Consider the following 18,318-nt stretch of genomic DNA (forward strand, 5'->3'; position numbering starts at 1 on the left):
AACAGGCGTTCTTTTTTGGAGGTGTTAGTAATTGTATTGGTATGAGTATTGTCCAAAACATATTGAAAGCAAATATGAATTATTGGTATTTAGAGATAACCAACCGTTCCTTCCCTTGTCGGATTATTACTTTGATTGTGTAGGGAGAATCGATAAGAGTTCTGCAACTTCTTATTTGAAATGTTTACTTCCCTTTTTCAAGTGGTTAGAGGAAGAAAGTAATTATCAAGGGCAACGAGTGGAATGGAATGATTCAGAGGAAAAGATACGAGTAGTTGTTGAGGAATATTTGAGGCATGAAATGAAGTGTAAGGTTCATGATAAAGATTCGTTTCGTTTGGTAAGTTTAACAAATAAAAGCCCAAACACAATTAGCCGTTTTTTATCAGCGTTAAAATCCTTTTATAAGTCTATGATTCATTTAAAACAATATACACATAGCAATCCATTAATGGATGGTCAAGCTTTCTTGCATAATTATAAAGAAGAATTAAAAGGTGTTCGAGATGGCAAACCAAGAATGCCTTCGGTGTCAGGAACAGAAGAACCTATATTTGATGAAGCGACATTAAGAAAGATTTCCCCTGAACGTGATGTAAACATCGCTAAAAAGAAGTATATGCAGCTTACAAAAGAAGAATTGGTAAATAGATTGATAGCAGTTGAACAATATGTTGCAGAAAATCAGAAGCGATGGGTTGCTAATCATTTTGAGCAGTTTAAATAGAAAGTTAATTGAGATACCAAAATAGCCTTGTTAGATTGTTTTAACAAGGCTACCTTTACTTTTTTGTTCAACTAAAGCACCATAGTTGAAGAGAAAAGTAAAGTTTATTCAACAATTGCGCTCGTTTGTTTAAGATTTTTTTGGTTACCTAATTCCACTTCAGGAGAAGATTTCTTATATCCCAATTTACCCTTTGTAAAAATAAGAATTATCAAAGCGAAAAGACCTAATCCTAGACAAACAGATAAATCAGATTCTTTCAAAGCCGGGTTAGTAAAATGAGGTTGTATAAAACTAAAAGTATTCAAACTAGCGTGAACCAAAATAACAATAAACAAATTTCCTTGTTTGGAGTTGAACACCCAAGTTAAAATGATGGAAGCAGCTAGGCATAGCACAATAAAAATAGGTAAATCGTAATAAAGAAGAGAAATGTTTGAACCCGGACCTCCTCTTTGTGCTGCGGTTAAAAAATGAGGTAAATGCCAAAACGCCCAAAGAATTCCGAGCAATAGCGTTGCTTTTAATGATCCAAACTTAGATTGCATTCGAGGTAAAGCAAAACCACGCCAACCGATTTCTTCTGGAAACGGGCCACCAAAGAAGAAGACTACAACAAGATAAATCGGGTATGTTGCGTAAAATTGCGTTGTAAGCCCTTTAGAATTTGGAATCCCTCCGTTTAACATTACAAATCCCAAATATATCACAGTAGGAATGACGATAAGTGCAAAGAAGTACCATTTTAAACCTACTTTAAGTTTCCATATTCCTTTTGTAATAACTCTCCAAGCTCCTTTTCCTTCGAGAGTCCGAATCATAATATATGTAGCTAACATAGGACCAACGAAAGCATTAAGTCCAAAGAAAACATCGAAAATTTTAGCTTTGGGGATGATATTCCATTGAGATAAGATAAATGGAATTAATACAATCCACGAAAATAAATATGCCATAACAAAGAATGAAGTTAATGGATGAGATTTTAAAATTTCTTTTAGATTTCTTGAGGTACTTTTTGATTCTGTTAAAGGTTTCAGTACAAACCACTCCCTCGATTATAAAAGACTTTGATAGGTATAATATTGGTTTTTTGATCAATAACACCTCGTAAACCCACATTTCAGGTTAAATGTCTCCCTCATACTAAGATATGTTTAAAACAGCATAGGTATTACCTCCTTGTTCAACTAAACTGCCCCGTTAGCCATCCATGTAGCGCAAAAACCAGCGCTACACCACAGAAAATGAAAGATGATTAAGTTCTTTCATGGGAGTTGAATAGCAACAATCTTTTCGAAAACAGCCATTAAAAAAGATAGATTAGACAATTTATCATTCACAAACGAGAAATAACTTGAAAATAAAGGAGTTTTACATTTTCATTTCGCCTAACGTTGCTTCTGGTTCTTCTTCAACTAAAGCACTCCGTTAGTTGAAGAAGAAGGTTGAATAAGAACAGAGACGCTTATTATACTCCGAAAACAACACTACTACCTGAATTTTCAGAATATTAACTTTATTGTGTTAACTCCATGTTATTACTTGCTATCATTTTCGCTTCAGTTCGTGTTATTCTGTCGCCTCGCTACACCCCACTTGAAATAAAATCAGACAGAATAATAGTGATAAAAAAGTTGATTCCTTTTTATTTTCAAAGTTATCCTCCTTTCTACAACTTCTTAATACTTCCTCATTAACTTGCTCTAGAAAAGCAGAAGATTACACAATATGCCATAATTTGTTATAACTAGTTTCTCAAATCGGATACTATTTACACAATATTCAACCGATTTATTTTGATATGATAATTATAGAGGTGATTGATATGGAGCGACATCATAAAATTGGACAAACGATTAAATTCTTCAGGCAATTAAACAATATGAACCAAGATACATTGGCTGTTGGTATTTGTACAACGTCTTATTTAAGTAGAATTGAGAACGGATTAGTAGAACCAAATGAGACATTGTATAGAATGTTATTTGAAAAACTACAGTTGGATTTTACAACTTATGTAGAAGAAGGTAAAAACCAAGAGCAACTGATTGAACAAATTTATGAGAAGTTATTATCAAATGAAAAAATCAATGAAGAAGAGATGGAGCAGCTTCATTTACTTTATGTACAGCGTACTTCGCCAAGTTTACAGATGCAAGTAGACTTAGTTTATTGCCGGTACTTATTGAGTCAAGACTGCATGGAGGAAGCAGGTGGCATTTTAGCCTCATTAGATGACTTACTATCACCTAGTGGCTCAAGAGAGTGGCAATTATTGGTTGCAGTCAAAACATATTATGAACTAATGATCGGAAACTACGATGCGATTTTAAATCGAGAGTTCCAATCAAACAGCAAGTTTCACTTATCCAAAAGCTCTTCTTTTGAACAAGCAAATTATGTCTACCATTTAGCTTTTGCTAGCCATCGCGCTTATCAATTTTCACTCGCAAAACTATATATACAAGAAGCCATTCAGTTATTTAAACATCAATATAAGCCATTATTTCAATTAAAGCTCTATTCAATGTATGGCGTTATTTTAAATGGTTTAGGTCAAGTAGAAGATGCTTTAAAAGAATATCATGCAGCAATTGATTTACTACATCATGTACCATCAATTGCTACAGATGTTCAGTGGTCATCCATTTATAACAACCTAGCATTTGCATACGAATCAGATAAACAATATACGAAGGCAATTACATATTACGAAAAGGCACTAACATACAAAAAGGATATTCATACGCTAATAAACTATACGCGTACCATATTATTTGGCGGTGAACAGGAACTTTTTTCAGAAAAACTTCATGAGCTTTCAAAAAATGATTTTACTCAAGGTACTCATCAGCAAATGCAATTCTTTTTAATGCAAGCGTTTGAACAAATTGATGGGCTAGAAAGCTTGGAGGAGTTTTACAAGATAGAGAAAAAAGTTTTTAAGTATTTTATAGAAGAACAACATATTGAATTGATTTTGTCTTATGGTCCTCTTGTTGCAAAAATGTATGAAAACTCGAAACAATATAAACGTGCAGTAGAACTTTACCGTCTTTTATTTGAAACAAGTGAGAAAATGCGACAAAGAGTTGCTGGAGGCTATCATTGATGAAGTGGTCGAAGCATTATGTGTATTTATTAACCGGTTTAGGTGTTTCACAGTTAGGTAACTGGATTTACTTAATTGCTTTAAACGTGATGATCTGGAATTTAACACACTCTCCAGCAGCTGTAGCTGGCTTATATATTATAGGTCCTCTTGTTCGAATCATTTGTAATTTTTTCGTTGGATCTTATATTGATCGTTGGAACAGAAAGAAAACAGTTATTACAACGGATCTGATACGAGGATTCTTCGTTTGTCTCATGCCTTTTGTTGACCAACTATGGCTTATTTATGCTCTAGTAGGCGCAACAAATATTGCAAGTACCTTTTTTGGTCCGAGCAGTACGTACTTAATATCTGTGCATGTACAAGAAGGACATAAGCAACGTTTTAATGCGCTTCATTCTACATTAAGTTCAGGTTCGTTTATGGTTGGTCCGGCACTCGCAGGGCTTATTTTAGCAACATTCAGTACAAGTGTGGCAATGTGGGTGAATGGAGTGACATTTTTTATTTGTGCCTATTTATTAAGCTTGCTTCCGTCTGAAAATAAAACGAATACAAGTCAATCATCAAAAATAACTCTGTTAACAATTAAAGAGGATTGGCAAATGACAATCACTTACGCTAAAAAGCTTCACAGTTTTACACGATTAATCGTGATTTATTCAATAGCCCTCATGATTGCTTTTGCATTAGATTCACAGGAAATGACGTTTCTGTTAGCACACCTTGAAATTTCTGAAAGCTTATACGGTATTACCGTAACCGTTGCGGGAATCGGAGCAATTGTTGGTGGGCTATTGGCTACTGCTTTTGCGAAAACTTTTAGTGTCATGGTTTATCTAAAGGTTGGATTTTTTCTTTCTATGCTTAGTTATTTAGGTTTTTATTTAGCAAACTCTTATGTTATAGCTGTCATATGTTTTGTCACATTAGGGATGTTTATGGCTTTCAGTAATACTGGATTTGCTACACTCTATCAATCAACGATACATCCAGATGTGATGGGGCGCTTTAGCAGCATGTTGAATTTAATTCAAAGTATTCTCCAGGTACTATTTACAGTTGTAATAGGGCTTTTAGCTGAATGGTTTTCACTTCAATGGACGGCTGTTATTTTCGCTAGTTTCGCTGTACTTTTAGCGGTAGGTACTTCATTTATAAGTTTAAAAGAACAGCAAACCTCATGATTTTTAATCGAGCATTTTAAAATGGAGGCACAAGATGATTTCATATAAAGTAACATGTATCTTTTGTAAGAAAGATTTTCAGATTCTAGAAGGAACAAATAAATACCGTGTCTACAAGCAGAATATGGCGGGAAGATATTCGTGTGATATTGTGACCGTATTATACAGCATGAAGCAAAGAAAGCTTTAATGGGCAAATTACAATAAGTAAACTAGACAAGTCGTTTTCATTAGCAAATCTAATCGTGTAACTCATTATATCTTTCTTTTTACTAACTTGTTCAACCAAATTACCTGTTAATTTAAGTATATTACTTCATAAACTCAATTGAATTTTAACATCAATATCCAAATACTTTTTATTTAAAGGTATTCAAGAAAATGGCCCGATTGTTGAACAAAAGTTAAACAACGCTCTTCGACTAATCTGCCCCGTTAGCTTAACAACTTCCTATATAGAAAGTTATGGTATAATTTTCTATAACTATAAGGAAATGAGGTTTTTTCTATGCCAGAAATTAAGTGGGGATCCCCATTGAGTTTAGCTTGTTTAGGTGTATTCCTTGCTGGACTAGGAATCTTTTTCAAAGCAATATGGAGTACTTTTTTGTAACAGACTATTTTAGTCTGTTTTTTTCATTGAATAAACTGGAAAGATATGTTAGTAAATGACATAAAAGCTTATTGAGCTAACCTGCTCCGTTAGTATAATAAGAAAAAGAGCTGTCTAAAACAGCTCAATGATCTTCAAGTTAAGCACCCGTTAGCACAATAAGGGGACTCGTCAGATTTATGCGGATTTACAACGATAAGACTTCAATTTTTATACACGATTTTATTCATCAAAGACGATGGTGCAACATTACTTAATACAATTCCTTACCTTTATTAAATCCATCATTCAGCTACTTTTGGATGCAGCATAAATTGGACTGATTTTATCCATTGCTACTCCTTGTTTTTTATATTTAAAAATAAACAAGCCATTGACTAATAAAACCAATGATCCAAATGCCAAGGCTGCCATAGAGTTCCATTCAGAAATCAAACCAGATAGTATAGTCGCTAACATTGCTGCAATTCCACCTAAAACGTATATGGAACTTCGAACCCTGGCGATCAAATGGTCTGGAGTAATGCCCTGTTGAACAGTTATCTGAACAACAAATGCCATAGAAAGTGCCCCATCAAAGATTATCATTCCGAAACACATGACGATAAATGAATTTGATATCAATAATAAGATTCCAAATGAAGATATGATCATTAAAGTACTGAGAAAGTATAACCAGTTTGCATTTATAAATTTGTTCATTATAAGTACGCCAACGACATTGCCTATACCAGCACAAGATAACAGTATTCCAATATACTCTTCTGAAAAATGGAGAGTATATTTAGAATGAATGATAACACTAAGCACAATAAAACTGGTTGAAAATCCGAGTACCAAAGCCGAAATCGACGATACAATTTGAGCTCCATTAGCATAGAGGTACTTTACACCTTCTTGGGAATCCCGAATGAAACTCTTCAGTTTCTGTTTTCCCTTCATGGGCTTATCATCCGTTTCCTCACTTATATTTCGGTATTTTATAAGTGAAATAAATAACATTGAAATAAGTAATAAACTACCACAAATAGTTAAGGTAATGTTCGGGCCATATTTCGCAAGTATAATTCCACCTAAGGCTGGACCAATTAAGGTTACAATCGCATCAGCGGCTTCTAATGAATTATTAGCACTTAATAAACGTTGCCTCCCAACAATTTTAGGTACCATAGCTGAAAGGGCAATATTTAACATCAATCCCACTAAACCCATGAAAAATAATATTGGCCCAATAACAAAAAGGCTCGTTATATCGATTGTTATTAAATATGCCAATAGAAACAATAATATAGCATATATTAAATTACAGATCGAAGAAATCAAAACAAGGTTCTTTTTCTCAATCCAAGTACCTATTGGAATAGAAAAAAACACGGAACTAATTCTCTGAAATAAAAGCACTAATGAAGTCATTAATGGCGATCCAGACAGACCCAATATGATAATAGGTATGATTAGTTCGCGAAAACGTTCACTTAGGATTTTAGATATATTATGAAACCATAACTTCCCAAAATCAGCATTAATCATTAAATTATTCAATTTGAACACCTCTATAAAATTTGATTTACCACCTTCCTCTTATTTAAAATCTGAGTAATCAATCTACTATACTCATAGCATATCCTCCTTACAAAACTTCATATATATATTATTACATAGAATATTCCTTAGAATCGATAATACATATTTGGATTTATATTTCCCACTCTTATCCAACAAAATGACCTGATTGTTGAACAAAAGTTTAACAACACTATTCAACTAATCTGCACCGTTAGTTTAATAAGGTATAATTTAACATCTTAATTGTACTACACTTTAATTTCGCAAATATATCTAAATTTACTTTTAATCACAAATAAAAGCTGAACCAATAAAAAATTAGTTCAGCTTGAAAATAACTATTTATAATGTTGCACATTTCATAAAGAATACTGATGTAACAAGTGCATTACTTTAACTCTTGACTTTTAATAAAATATAGTTGAGAAATCGCTTTTTCCTTTAAAGCTGATACAGCTTTGTATACTTTTCTTGTAAATAGTGTGCTAAATACTTTGCGTTTAGGCCTTCGCCTGTCGCATTCTGTAGCAATTCGAATGGCTTCTTAAGCGCACCGTATTGATGGACTTTGTCTGTTAACCACTCTCGAATTGGAAGAAGCTCACCCTTTTCTAACAGCTCATCAAAGTTTGGAAGATCTTTATCCATTGCATGTTTCCATTGTGCAGCGTAAATCATTCCTAGAGCATAGGATGGGAAATAGCCAAACATGCCCCCTGACCAGTGCATATCTTGTAGTACCCCTTTTGCATCTGTTTCAGGACGAATGCCTAAATATTCTTCGTATTTATCATTCCATACTTGCGGAAGATCTTTCGCTTGAAGATCGCCGTTGAATAGGTCGCGTTCAATTTCATAGCGAATCATAATATGTAGTGGATATGTTAACTCATCTGCTTCGATGCGAATAAACGACGGCTCCACCATATTAATTGCTCGTAGGAAGTCAGCTAATGCTACATCCCCAAATTGTGCAGGTGAATACTTTTGAAGTCGCTCGTAATTATGCTCCCAGAACTTTTCGTTCCTACCTACAAAATTTTCATAAAATAAAGATTGGGATTCATGTATTCCCATAGATGTACCCTTGGCTAACGGTAAACCATCAAGCTTCACATCGATATTTTGTTCATACATGGCATGCCCACACTCATGGATTGTTCCAAAAATTGCTGAGCGGAAATCATTTTCATCATATTTCGTTGTAATACGATTATCTCCATGATTTAAGCCAATCATAAATGGATGTACACTTTCGTCTAAGCGACCTGCATCAAAATCATAGCCAAGTTGCGCTAACATTTCTAATGATAATGCACGCTGAGATTCACGAGGGAAATGCTTAAATAAAATGCTTGTATCTGGTTTATTTGGTGAAGCTGCGATTTTTTGCACAAGAGAAACGATTGTTTCACGTAATTCACCAAAAACTTGATCTAAAACATCCGTTGTCATATCCGGTTCATATAAATCTAGTAATGTATTGTACGGAGAACCGTTTTTAATACCCCAATATTGTATAAATTTCTTCTGCCAGCTTATAATTTCCTCTAAATAAGGTAGGAATAAAGCAAAATTATTAGCTTCCTTTGCTTCTTCCCATGCTGTTTCTGCTTTAGATTGTAGAATGACGAATTTCTTATATTCATCAGCCGGAATTTTTTTATTTTGATCATACTCTTTACGTACTTCCTCAACTAAACGCTGCGTAACATCATCGAGATCTGCCTTTTGCCCCTCTAGATCCGTTAGTAATTGCCCTAACTCTTCACTAGTTTGCATGTCAAATAAGGAGGCAGATAATGTTCCAACTACCTCTGAACGCTGAGCTAACCCTTTCTTAGGTGCACCGGTACGCATATCCCAATAAATCACACTTAATGCTTCTCCGTAGTGCTGCATCTTTTTCACATAATCAGTAAATTGTTGAACAGTCATACTTCATCCTCCTTTTCACGCTACTATTTTATCATATTTTCGAAAATTTTGTATATTATGGACTTTATAGTATTTTTTATAGCAATAATAACTGTTCACACTTTTATATCTACAAAACTATTCTATTGCGAATAGCATATACAACCGTTCGCGTTCGATCTTCTGCACCAATTTTTTGTAAAATGCGAAAGAAACATTTTAAATCCATATTTTTTTCATCCCGTAAGTTGTTTGTATCTCATATAAATAATAAACCGACGAGCACATACACTACCAAGCGGTATAAACATAAGAGCATTCGTTAATGATATGACAGCATGCTCTTTTCCCCATTTTGCTGCAAGTAGACGCAAAAGAAGAATGCCAAGAAATAATATAACTCCAGCTACAGAGCTTTGTGTAGTTACGATTCCACTTTCATGATTAACACGAATTTTTTCTAATTTTCCTCTCCATATCCCGATACCTATGCCAATTATTAAACAAATGAAGTACAAGACAAAGCTTATCGGCGTTAATTTATCTGAATTTAAAACGGAAGTACACGTTATCCCAATTAACAAAATCGGTATTATCCACATTCGAGTTGGTCTAACTTTTTTCTCCCTTAACATAAGAAGAATAATGACTAAAAGGATAACCAAATAACTACTCATTTCTTTCCCTCTCTTTATTTAATAAATTCTTAATAAAAGTATAATTTAATAGAAGATAAAAATAGTCCATTTTTTAGATTATTTTTTGAACTACTGTCCTCTCAAAAAAACCTCCCCGGTTAGGAATGTAAATGACTTTTGCCACCTTTTCATTTCTACTCGGAGAGGATCAACTTAATTGTAAGATTGGGTATAAGAAGTTGTTATTTGGATAATTTATATATCTTCTTTTATGTACAACATAAATATTATAATACTGCTGGAATTATATACTCTTTAATTAATGGCCATCTATCTCGTGGATTCATGATGAATTCTGAACTTATTGCCACAACCATATTCTTCTTCGGTATACAACAAATCATATTGCCTCCATCCCCCATTGCTGAATATGTAGAAAGTCCATTTTCTTGTCGTAGCCACCATAAATAACCGTAATTATTATGGTTCATTTCCGTGGATTCACGAATCCATGTCTCTGAGAGAACTCTATTATCATCCCAAATGCCATTGTTTAAATAAAGGTAGCCAAATCGTGCCATATCACGAGTAGTTAATGTTAGCCCCCATCCACCTGTCGAATGACCGTATGGATCATGTACCCACCCCTTAACGTTTTTCCCGAATAAATCATCAAACCCATATGCGTTCATTTGATAGTCAGGAATTTCCTTCATGCCAAGCGGTGTAAACAAATGTTCATTAGCGAACGCTCGTGCACTCTTACCTGTACTTTCAGTAAGAATAGCTGACAATAAATGTGCGCCAGCTGTAGAATATTTAAATGCGCCTAAATCACCGTTTTTACCCATTATATCAAGTGTATATTTTATCCAATCCTGCTGTTGACATAGAACATCTAGTGGCTCATGCCAACCCTCAAATGGATATGGTACTGTCATCGTGAGAAGATGTCGTATAGTAATCTGTTGTTTCTGCTTATCAGCATCAGAAATATATTTAGGGAAAAAATCTAACACCTTTTCTTCAACGCTTTTAATATACCCTTTATCAATAGCGATGCCTATAAGCGCAGATAGTACACTTTTGGTAACAGATGCTACATGGTGACATTCATCAGGACCTTTGCCGTTAAAATATTTTTCATAGGCTAAATGACCATTTCTAATAATTACAATGCCATTTATATTGTGATAATCACTTTTTACCATGTGCTCAAGCTTAGAAAGCTTTTCATTATTCATATATATGCTTTCAGGCTCTACCTTGTGCCAATTTATTGTTGTTTGCATAGGAACCTCCTAATGGTCGATTTGTCATTTTTTCTTTACAGGAAAATATACCTCAGTAATATAATCTCCAGGGGAGTTTGCTTGATGTGGATCTGTTACATATATTTCATATGGCGGCAATATCAATTCATAACCCTCGTTTTCAATCCACTTCATCAAATTAGCATAGACAGATGTTAATTCGGGATATGCTCCCTTTAAAACGGATTTAGCACAGAGGCTACCAGGCAAATCTCTCGTTCCTTTGACAGACTCAGCTATTGGAATAGCGAACTCAGTATCATTACCAGTAGGATTAAATTCAGGGCTGTGGTAAATCGTCATCGGCTTACCGAGTAAAGTGAGCTGCTCCGTCGCAATCTTTTCATATAACTTGCTAAAATAGGTACCGTATCCCGAAGAATAGTCATCACTGCTCATTATTAGACGCTTAAAAAGGATATTTATTGGCTTTGTTTCAACCAGCTGTACTTCGATATCGTCAAGGTACGACATAATTGGTATACCCTTTTCTAAGTTTGCAATATCATGACTTAGTTGTTTAACAAGATATTCAAAAGCCTTTAGTTTATCTTGAATTTCATTTTTCTTTTTGTTTAGGGCTGAACAAAGCATTTCTTCGGATTGATCCTCTTCTAATTCCAGCATAGTTCTAATTTCTTCAAGGGAAAAACGATAGGATTTTAAACGGTTGATATAGAGCATCTTTTTTAATTGTTCGATGGAATAATACCTATAACCGCTTTCAACATTAATCTCATCTGGATTAATTAATCCAATTTCATCGTAATATCGAAGTGTTTTTGTGGAGACACCACATATCTTCGAGAATTCTCCAATTGATAGCACAAAACCACCTCACTCTTTGATTTGTTACTTGCTACAATTCATTTATACACCTTTCCCTTAGGGCAAAGTCAATCAAGACTTATGCTTTACTACCTTTATCTTTAACTTTACTTGACTGAAAAATTTTATTGACCGTTTAGTACAAAAAAGATATTCTATTAATGTAAACGAGAGGTGGATAAATTTGACTAAACGAGGCAGACCCCGAGAGTTTGATTATTCCTCAATTGTAGATGTCGCTATGAAAACTTTTTGGATAAGAGGGTATGAGGGGTGTTCTACACAGGATTTATGCAATGATACTGGACTCGGGAAAGGCAGCTTATACAATACTTTTGGTAGTAAACATGAACTTTATAAACAAGTATTAGAACGTTACCATGAGTTTGGAATTAAGGAACAGCAGGAATTATTAAATGCTCCAATTCCATTGAAAGAGCGGTTTTGTAATTTTTTCGAATGGGCATTAAAGGAAGATTTTGAGAATATCGATCAAAAGGGTTGTTTATTAATTAATGCGAGTGTGGAAAGAGCTAAAAATGACGTAATGGTTCAAGAAATTTTCTCACGGCATGTCGAGCTTCTTAAACTAGCTATAGAAAAAGTAATGGAGGAAGGATTACAAACTGGCGAAATTTCAAAAAAGCAAACAGCTGAGGAATTAGCTAGTCTATTTTTAAGCAGTTATTACGGGTTTCGTGTTCTTAATGTTTCGATGCAAAATCGGATGTTGTCTGAGCAAATTATGAATGGAACATTGGAATCTATTTTTGGCGCTTAGTGCGCTCTTTTTTACCATCATTTTTGTACCAATCGTTACAATAATAAATTAGGAGTGTTTTTATGCCATCGATTATTTATTTACTAGCTCTAGCAATTTTTTGTATGACTACATCTGAATTTATGGTTGCAGGTATGATGAACGAGCTTGCTCTTGCATTTCAGGTTCCTATATCTTCAATCGGATATTTAATTACAGCTTATGCAGGAGCAATGGTGATAGGAGGTCCCATTTTAACGGCAATTCTCTTAAGAATACGCAGTAAACAAGCTTTATTATTTTTAATGTTTGTATTTTTAATTGGCCAATCGCTCGGAGCTATCGCTTGGAACTATGATAGTATGATGGTTTCACGCATTATTACCGGTATTGCTTCATCTTCAGCATTTGGTGTTGCCATATCCTTTTCTGCAACATTGGTTCTTCCTAATTCAAGGGGAAAAGCTGCATCTATTGTTCTTGCAGGTTTAATGATCGCAACAGTCCTAGGCTTACCTATAACAACAGTTATCTCGCAAAATTTTGGCTGGCGTACGAGTTTTTGGTTTGTTTCTATTCTCGTACTAGTTTCCGGGATTATGATTCAATTGTTACTACCATCATCGCCAAACAAAGCACATTTAAACTGGAAAGATGAGCTCATGCGCTTTAAAAATATTCATCTTTGGGCAGCGTACATAACAAGTATGTTTATTATAGGTGGTACGTTTGCAGCATTTAGTTATTTCTCGCCAATCTTTACAAATATCACAGGCTTTTCAAGCGCAAGTATTCCCTATTTACTTGCTCTCTATGGAAGTGCAACAGTAATCGGGAATATAGTGATTGGCAAATTTGCTGATAAGTATACAATGGAAACACTTTTGTGTGGATTGATTATTTTAATCTTAGCATTGTCTTTATTTGCTTTAGGAGCTGAGAATAAATATGTTGCAGTTATTACTACTGTTTTTATTGGCTTCACTGGAGTGGCAATGAATCCTGCTATGGTGGCGAGGGTAATGAAAACTGCTAATAATGGCACGATGATAAATACCATTCATAGTTCTTTTATTACGCTTGGTATTGTTATTGGTTCATCACTTGGCGGCCTAGGTATTAGTAAAGGATATGGCTATATATCACCACTGTGGGTTGGCGTTTGTTTAGCTACCCTAGGATTACTATCATTATTCCCATATTTACATAAAAGGAAGGAAAATTAATGAGTACTGCATCACATGTGTTCCGGTGACTACCAAGCCGTTTTTCAGCAGGTGTGTCTAAACATTCACCCTATCTTAAATTGCTCAATTTGAGTTGTATATACCAAAGAAGCTCTCCTCATCGTTTTCACGATCAAGGAGAGCTTCTACTTTTATATAAATACGGGGAGTTTTACTAGCTTTCAAGTCCAATGTTAGGTTTCCAATCAAACATTTTTAAGAGCTAAAATTTATAACAACAGATATATAGTTGGGGATCCTACATATCAAAGAAGTTAAATGTTTTGACAAATTGTTAACACTTGTTTAACGGCTTCTGCCGATTGATGGAGCGCCGCTTTTTCTTCATTTGTCAGGTGCAATTCAATGACTGATTCAATACCATTGCCACCTAATATTGTCGGCACCCCTAAAAATAATTCGTGGTAACCATACTCTCCTTCTAGTAGGGCGATAGAAGGAATTATTTTACGTTGATCTTTCATGATGATTTCAACCATCTGTGCGCAGGCAGCAGCTGGTGCATAATAAGCACTGCCATTGCCTAATAAACCAACAATTTCTCCGCCACCTTTACGTGTACGTTCTACGAATTGCTGTAGTCTATCTTGAGGAATTAGTTTTTCTAATGGGATCCCTCCAGCATAGGAATATCGAATTAAAGGGACCATTTCGTCGCCATGTCCACCTAAGACGAATCCTGATACATCCTCTGGTGCAATTTGCAGTTCTTGTGCTACAAATGTATTAAAACGCGCTGTATCTAATACACCTGATTGACCGATAATACGATTTTTCGGAAAGCCTGTTTCCTTATAGCAGACATAGGTCATGGCATCGACTGGATTGCTTAATATAAGGACTATGCTGTTTGGAGCATAATGTTTTATTTGTCTAGATACTTGTTGAATAATTTTTGCATTCGTCGTCACTAAGTCATCTCGGCTCATTCCTGGTTTACGAGGAATACCGGCTGTAATAATGACAATATTTGCTCCAGCAATATCCTCATAATTGCTCGTTCCTTTAATAGAAACATTAAACTTTTCGATTGGTCCTGTTTGTAATAAATCCAGCGCCTTTCCTTTTGTCGGATTTTCCGCTTCTGGAATATCTAACAGGACAATATCTCCTAGCTCTTTTTGTGCCAAAAATAAGCTTAAAGTTGCACCAGTATGACCAGCACCGATGACAGCAATTTTACTTTTTCGAAATGTCATTTTGCCTCACCTCGATTGTCAGTGGCTACTGTTTCCGTCGTTTTTTTAGCACGTGTTGCTGCTGGTGCCGGCTTTTTCTTCAGTGCTTCCGGTCCTTTAATCATCTGAAAAACATCTTCATCAGGTCTCGGAATTACGTGAGCGCCTAATAGTTCTCCAACGCGTTTAGCCGCCTCTTTTCCAGCATCTACAGCTGCTTGAACTGAACCAACATCACCTTTAACTACTACAGTAACGATGCCACCATCAACAAATTCTTGTTTGACGATGGTCACATCTGCCGCCTTTATCATCGCGTCTGCTGCCTCAAAAGAACCAACTAATCCTTTCGTCTCAATCATTCCAATTGCGCTACCCATTTTCCTCACCTCGCATCACTTCCGTAGAATCAATAATACCTATAACGACCGCATCGATAGGCAATGGATTTTCTTTCATAATATATCGGGATGATCCACCACTTGTAATGAGCACATCATCTCCAATTCCTGCCCCGATACGGTCAGCTGCTACAATTTCTGTACGAATCGGCTGTTGATTGGAATCGATTGGTTGAATAATTAATAATTTTAAGCCATTCAACCCTTCTTCTTTACGTGTTGCCCATACACTACCGATCACTCTGCCCATCTGCATGAACTTCACCTCTTTATCCCGTATGGACTATATTTACTCAGAGCGAATTGTTAACGTCTTATTCAGCTCTCGTATTTTGTCGTACGCCAATGCTGTCACAATTGTTTTTTTAGGAACCACAATTTCCTGTGCCTCTATTTCAAGCACTTCTACTTGCGAAAGTAGTTTCTTATCAAATTGATAGCTTAATGGTTTTTCAGCCTGACTTACGACTGGCGAAAGTTCTTGAACATTCATTTGTCCCTTAGCTTGAGCATTGACAATTTCCGCAAATGCACCTTGCTGGATTAAACCGGCATTTGCCTCATCTGTATCGATATGCATCTCCAATCGATAACGCTCTGAAACGCGAATCATTACATTTGATAAAATAATCGGTCTTATACCTTCTACTTTAATTTGTACCGATTGTCCGTTCATTACTTGGAACTGAGCACTGTCAGTCGGTGACATATGAATATGTGCTTGTGCAATAATGAGTCCCTCATTTAGCACGACACTGCCCTTTGGACCAATAAGTGTAACGGGGCTAGAGCCTTTAATATCTCCTGATACCCTTAAAGGTGGCTTAACCCCTAATTTCATCGCGTCTGTCCAGCTAATTTCTACTTGAGATAATGAACGAGCAGGGCCTAAAATGCGTACTCGTTCAATAGATCCCTTCGGACCAGCAATAACAACTGTTTCCTCAGCAGCAAATTGTCCTGGCTGCGAAAGCTCAAACTTAGGTGTTAATTGATAGTTTTCACCAAAAAGCTGCTCCACTTCCGCTTGAGCAAGATGAACATGTCGTGCTGATACACCGACAGGGATCTTTCCGTCATGCTGAGAGGAAGGCTGATTTTTTAAAACTTGTTGTAATACTTCTTCAACAATTTCTTGGATTAAATTTTCCTGCATCTAACCTCCTCCTTATGTCAATGATCTAATAATTCTTCCTTGGGCTTGTTGTTCAATAAAGCCAGCATTTGCTTCATCTGTATCGATATGCATCTCTAAACTAAAATCGTTTGATACACGAACTACAACCCCTCGAAATGTCACAGGTCGCTCACTATCAACTTCAACAAATACTAATTCATTATTTTGAACGTCCAATGCTAACGCATCTTCTTCCGTCATATGAATATGTGCCTGTGCAATAATGACTCCCTGCTTAATGATAATTTCTTGTTCTTGATTGATTAATTTGATGCCAGCTGAACTTTCAATATCACCCGATTGTCTCAAAGGAGGGGTTAATCCTAATTTCATTGCATCTGTTCGACTAATTTCCACCTGTGTTGCCGCTCTTACAGGACCTAATACACGTACATTGTGAAGAATACCTTTTGGTCCCTCAATAGAGACACGCTCTTTAGCTGCAAACTGTCCTGGCTGCGAAAGATCAAAATCCTTCGTTAGCGCTGCATTCGGACCAAAAAGTGCCTGTAAATCTTCTTCACTGACATGTATATGACGAGCTGAAATGGCCACAGGAAATGTTTTTGTCGCTGTATTCAAGTTAGCCACCTCTATATCTATTTCGCTATATTGTTATAGGAAATGAAGCAGGATGAGGCGCAGTGTGTAACATCCTGCCCTTCCGTTTATGATGTTCTATCTGTCGGTTCGAGGATTCTTTCCGTCACTTCGACTTTTCTATCCGTCGCTTTGACTTCCATCCGTCACTCCGGGGATTCCATCCGTCACTCCGGGGATTCCTTCCGTCGCTTCGGCTTTTCTATCCGTCACTTCGTTGATTCTTTCCGTCGCTTTGACTTCCATCCGTCACTTCGGGGATTCTTTCCGTCGCTTCGATGATTTTATCCGTCACTTCGGCTCTTCTTTCCGTCGCTTTGACTTCCATCCGTCACTCCGGGGATTCCTTACGTCGCTTCTGCTTTTCTATCCGTCACTCCGGAGATTCTTTCCGTCGCCTCGGCTCTTCTTTCCGTCGCTTTGACTTCTTTCCGTCGCTCCTGGGATTCTTTCCGTCGCTTCGGACCCTCTTTCCGTCGCTTTGACTTCCATCCGTCACTTCGGCACTTCTTTCCGTCGCTTCGGCTTTTCTATCCGTCACTTCGTTGATTCTTTCCGTCGCTTCGGATCTTCTTTCCGTCGCTTTGACTTCCATCCGTCACTTCGGAACTTCTTTCCGTCACTTCGGGGATTCTTTCCGTCGCTTCGGCTTTTCTATCCGTCACTTCGTTGATTCTTTCCGTCTCCTCGGACCTTCTATCCGTCGCTTTGACTTCCATCCGTCACTTCGGCACTTCTTTCCGTCACTTCGGCTTTTCTATCCGTCACTTCGATGATTCTTTCCATCGCTTCGGATCTTCTTTCCGTCGCTTTGACTTCCATCCGTCACTCCTGGGATTCTTTCCGTCGCTTCGGCTTTTCTATCCGTCACTTCGTTGATTCTTTCCGTCGCTTCGGACCCTCTTTCCGTCGCTTTGACTTCCATCCGTCACTCCTGGGATTCTTTCCGTCGCCCCGGATCTTCTTTCCGTCGCTTTGACTTCCATCCGTCACTTCGGCACTTCCTTCCGTCGCTTCGGCTTTTCTATCCGTCACTTCGATGATTCTT

The 18,318-nt window shown here is 36.5% G+C and carries 20 protein-coding genes; 9 read left to right on the forward strand and 11 right to left on the reverse strand.

All coding sequences use genetic code 11. The annotated features are described in order from the left end of the window. Window positions 1-31 precede the first annotated feature (31 nt). Window positions 32-727: a hypothetical protein gene (locus ACMZ42_RS01240; RefSeq protein ID WP_370077365.1), complete on the forward strand. Its 696-nt coding sequence runs from the start codon at window positions 32-34 to the stop codon at window positions 725-727. A 104-nt stretch (window positions 728-831) separates the two neighbouring features. Here ACMZ42_RS01240 and ACMZ42_RS01245 read toward each other — a convergent pair whose 3' ends face one another. After that, window positions 832-1,683 (reverse strand): CPBP family intramembrane glutamic endopeptidase, encoded by an 852-nt coding sequence (locus ACMZ42_RS01245; RefSeq protein ID WP_402868942.1) that lies wholly within the window; start codon window positions 1,681-1,683, stop codon window positions 832-834. A gap of 872 nt (window positions 1,684-2,555) precedes the next feature. On the opposite strand from ACMZ42_RS01245, the gene ACMZ42_RS01250 reads away from it, so the two are divergent. Then, complete coding sequence (locus ACMZ42_RS01250) at window positions 2,556-3,842, forward strand: tetratricopeptide repeat protein (protein WP_415730283.1); 1,287 nt, start codon at window positions 2,556-2,558, stop codon at window positions 3,840-3,842. Then, the gene (locus tag ACMZ42_RS01255; protein ID WP_415730284.1) at window positions 3,842-5,032 is read left to right on the forward strand and encodes an MFS transporter; all 1,191 of its coding nucleotides are present in this window, start codon (window positions 3,842-3,844) and stop codon (window positions 5,030-5,032) included. The genes ACMZ42_RS01250 and ACMZ42_RS01255 overlap by 1 nt, the downstream gene beginning before the upstream one ends. 901 nt (window positions 5,033-5,933) lie before the next feature. Here the strand turns inward: ACMZ42_RS01255 and ACMZ42_RS01260 are convergent. The 5 genes from ACMZ42_RS01260 to ACMZ42_RS01280 form a co-directional block, all read right to left on the reverse strand. Next, window positions 5,934-7,187: an MFS transporter gene (locus ACMZ42_RS01260; protein ID WP_415730285.1), complete on the reverse strand. Its 1,254-nt coding sequence runs from the start codon at window positions 7,185-7,187 to the stop codon at window positions 5,934-5,936. 465 nt (window positions 7,188-7,652) lie between these two features. Continuing rightward, entirely contained in the window at window positions 7,653-9,149 is a 1,497-nt protein-coding gene (locus ACMZ42_RS01265) for a carboxypeptidase M32 (RefSeq protein ID WP_415730286.1), read from the reverse strand. A gap of 215 nt (window positions 9,150-9,364) precedes the next feature. Beyond that, window positions 9,365-9,805 carry a hypothetical protein gene (locus ACMZ42_RS01270; RefSeq protein ID WP_415730287.1) on the reverse strand — a complete coding sequence of 147 codons (441 nt, stop codon included), beginning with the start codon at window positions 9,803-9,805 and terminating at the stop codon, window positions 9,365-9,367. 248 nt (window positions 9,806-10,053) lie between these two features. Next, window positions 10,054-11,058, reverse strand: a complete 1,005-nt coding sequence (locus tag ACMZ42_RS01275) for a serine hydrolase domain-containing protein (protein ID WP_415730288.1) — start codon at window positions 11,056-11,058, stop codon at window positions 10,054-10,056. Window positions 11,059-11,082: 24 nt separating this feature from the next. Continuing rightward, window positions 11,083-11,907, reverse strand: a complete 825-nt coding sequence (locus ACMZ42_RS01280) for a MerR family transcriptional regulator (RefSeq protein ID WP_415730289.1) — start codon at window positions 11,905-11,907, stop codon at window positions 11,083-11,085. A 184-nt stretch (window positions 11,908-12,091) separates the two neighbouring features. Here ACMZ42_RS01280 and ACMZ42_RS01285 point away from each other — a divergent pair, with 184 nt between their 5' ends. Continuing rightward, window positions 12,092-12,688, forward strand: coding sequence for a TetR/AcrR family transcriptional regulator (locus ACMZ42_RS01285; protein ID WP_415730290.1), 597 nt, complete (start codon window positions 12,092-12,094; stop codon window positions 12,686-12,688). Between the two features lie 62 nt (window positions 12,689-12,750). Then, the gene (locus tag ACMZ42_RS01290; RefSeq protein ID WP_415730291.1) at window positions 12,751-13,893 is read left to right on the forward strand and encodes an MFS transporter; all 1,143 of its coding nucleotides are present in this window, start codon (window positions 12,751-12,753) and stop codon (window positions 13,891-13,893) included. A gap of 275 nt (window positions 13,894-14,168) precedes the next feature. Here the strand turns inward: ACMZ42_RS01290 and mdh are convergent, their stop codons facing one another. From mdh to pduL, 5 genes are read right to left on the reverse strand one after another with little or no spacing between them, the layout of a single operon-like run. Continuing rightward, window positions 14,169-15,113: a malate dehydrogenase gene (gene mdh, locus ACMZ42_RS01295; RefSeq protein WP_415730292.1), complete on the reverse strand. Its 945-nt coding sequence runs from the start codon at window positions 15,111-15,113 to the stop codon at window positions 14,169-14,171. Then, complete coding sequence (locus ACMZ42_RS01300; RefSeq protein ID WP_415730293.1) at window positions 15,110-15,472, reverse strand: BMC domain-containing protein; 363 nt, start codon at window positions 15,470-15,472, stop codon at window positions 15,110-15,112. Before ACMZ42_RS01300 ends, mdh begins: the two co-directional genes overlap by 4 nt. Next, window positions 15,465-15,749: a EutN/CcmL family microcompartment protein gene (locus ACMZ42_RS01305; protein WP_132359031.1), complete on the reverse strand. Its 285-nt coding sequence runs from the start codon at window positions 15,747-15,749 to the stop codon at window positions 15,465-15,467. Before ACMZ42_RS01305 ends, ACMZ42_RS01300 begins: the two co-directional genes overlap by 8 nt. Before the next feature lie 33 nt (window positions 15,750-15,782). Beyond that, window positions 15,783-16,649: a phosphate propanoyltransferase gene (locus ACMZ42_RS01310; protein WP_415730294.1), complete on the reverse strand. Its 867-nt coding sequence runs from the start codon at window positions 16,647-16,649 to the stop codon at window positions 15,783-15,785. A gap of 12 nt (window positions 16,650-16,661) precedes the next feature. Next, window positions 16,662-17,252: a phosphate propanoyltransferase gene (pduL, locus tag ACMZ42_RS01315; RefSeq protein WP_370082170.1), complete on the reverse strand. Its 591-nt coding sequence runs from the start codon at window positions 17,250-17,252 to the stop codon at window positions 16,662-16,664. Window positions 17,253-17,294: 42 nt separating this feature from the next. Between pduL and ACMZ42_RS01320 the strand changes: the two genes are divergently transcribed. Genes ACMZ42_RS01320 through ACMZ42_RS01335 form a run of 4 tightly spaced genes read left to right on the forward strand, consistent with a single transcriptional unit; the run spans window position 17,295 to window position 18,249 of the window. Continuing rightward, entirely contained in the window at window positions 17,295-17,552 is a 258-nt protein-coding gene (locus ACMZ42_RS01320; protein WP_415730295.1) for a hypothetical protein, read from the forward strand. Next, complete coding sequence (locus ACMZ42_RS01325) at window positions 17,549-17,755, forward strand: hypothetical protein (RefSeq protein WP_415730296.1); 207 nt, start codon at window positions 17,549-17,551, stop codon at window positions 17,753-17,755. Before ACMZ42_RS01320 ends, ACMZ42_RS01325 begins: the two co-directional genes overlap by 4 nt. Before the next feature lie 60 nt (window positions 17,756-17,815). Then, window positions 17,816-18,046 (forward strand): hypothetical protein, encoded by a 231-nt coding sequence (locus ACMZ42_RS01330; protein ID WP_415730297.1) that lies wholly within the window; start codon window positions 17,816-17,818, stop codon window positions 18,044-18,046. Then, window positions 18,043-18,249: a hypothetical protein gene (locus tag ACMZ42_RS01335; protein WP_415730298.1), complete on the forward strand. Its 207-nt coding sequence runs from the start codon at window positions 18,043-18,045 to the stop codon at window positions 18,247-18,249. The genes ACMZ42_RS01330 and ACMZ42_RS01335 overlap by 4 nt, the downstream gene beginning before the upstream one ends. The last annotated feature ends 69 nt before the right edge of the window (window positions 18,250-18,318 follow it).

The sequence above is a fragment of the Lysinibacillus sp. NPDC056185 genome (genome assembly GCF_047737915.1).
Lineage (GTDB): Bacteria > Bacillota > Bacilli > Bacillales_A > Planococcaceae > Lysinibacillus.

Excerpts from the sequence above, each read along its gene's own strand:
- ACMZ42_RS01290 (WP_415730291.1), top strand. The coding sequence starts at position 12,751 with ATGCCATCGATTATTTATTTACTAGCTCTAGCAATTTTTTGTATGACT.
- ACMZ42_RS01275 (WP_415730288.1), bottom strand. The coding sequence starts at position 11,058 with ATGCAAACAACAATAAATTGGCACAAGGTAGAGCCTGAAAGCATATAT.
- ACMZ42_RS01300 (WP_415730293.1), bottom strand. The coding sequence starts at position 15,472 with ATGGGTAGCGCAATTGGAATGATTGAGACGAAAGGATTAGTTGGTTCT.
- ACMZ42_RS01255 (WP_415730284.1), top strand. The coding sequence starts at position 3,842 with ATGAAGTGGTCGAAGCATTATGTGTATTTATTAACCGGTTTAGGTGTT.
- ACMZ42_RS01325 (WP_415730296.1), top strand. The coding sequence starts at position 17,549 with ATGATTTTATCCGTCACTTCGGCTCTTCTTTCCGTCGCTTTGACTTCC.
- mdh (WP_415730292.1), bottom strand. The coding sequence starts at position 15,113 with ATGACATTTCGAAAAAGTAAAATTGCTGTCATCGGTGCTGGTCATACT.
- ACMZ42_RS01310 (WP_415730294.1), bottom strand. The coding sequence starts at position 16,649 with ATGCAGGAAAATTTAATCCAAGAAATTGTTGAAGAAGTATTACAACAA.
- ACMZ42_RS01305 (WP_132359031.1), bottom strand. The coding sequence starts at position 15,749 with ATGCAGATGGGCAGAGTGATCGGTAGTGTATGGGCAACACGTAAAGAA.
- ACMZ42_RS01265 (WP_415730286.1), bottom strand. The coding sequence starts at position 9,149 with ATGACTGTTCAACAATTTACTGATTATGTGAAAAAGATGCAGCACTAC.
- ACMZ42_RS01270 (WP_415730287.1), bottom strand. The coding sequence starts at position 9,805 with ATGAGTAGTTATTTGGTTATCCTTTTAGTCATTATTCTTCTTATGTTA.
- ACMZ42_RS01245 (WP_402868942.1), bottom strand. The coding sequence starts at position 1,683 with ATGGCATATTTATTTTCGTGGATTGTATTAATTCCATTTATCTTATCT.
- ACMZ42_RS01335 (WP_415730298.1), top strand. The coding sequence starts at position 18,043 with ATGATTCTTTCCATCGCTTCGGATCTTCTTTCCGTCGCTTTGACTTCC.
- ACMZ42_RS01250 (WP_415730283.1), top strand. The coding sequence starts at position 2,556 with ATGGAGCGACATCATAAAATTGGACAAACGATTAAATTCTTCAGGCAA.
- ACMZ42_RS01320 (WP_415730295.1), top strand. The coding sequence starts at position 17,295 with ATGAAGCAGGATGAGGCGCAGTGTGTAACATCCTGCCCTTCCGTTTAT.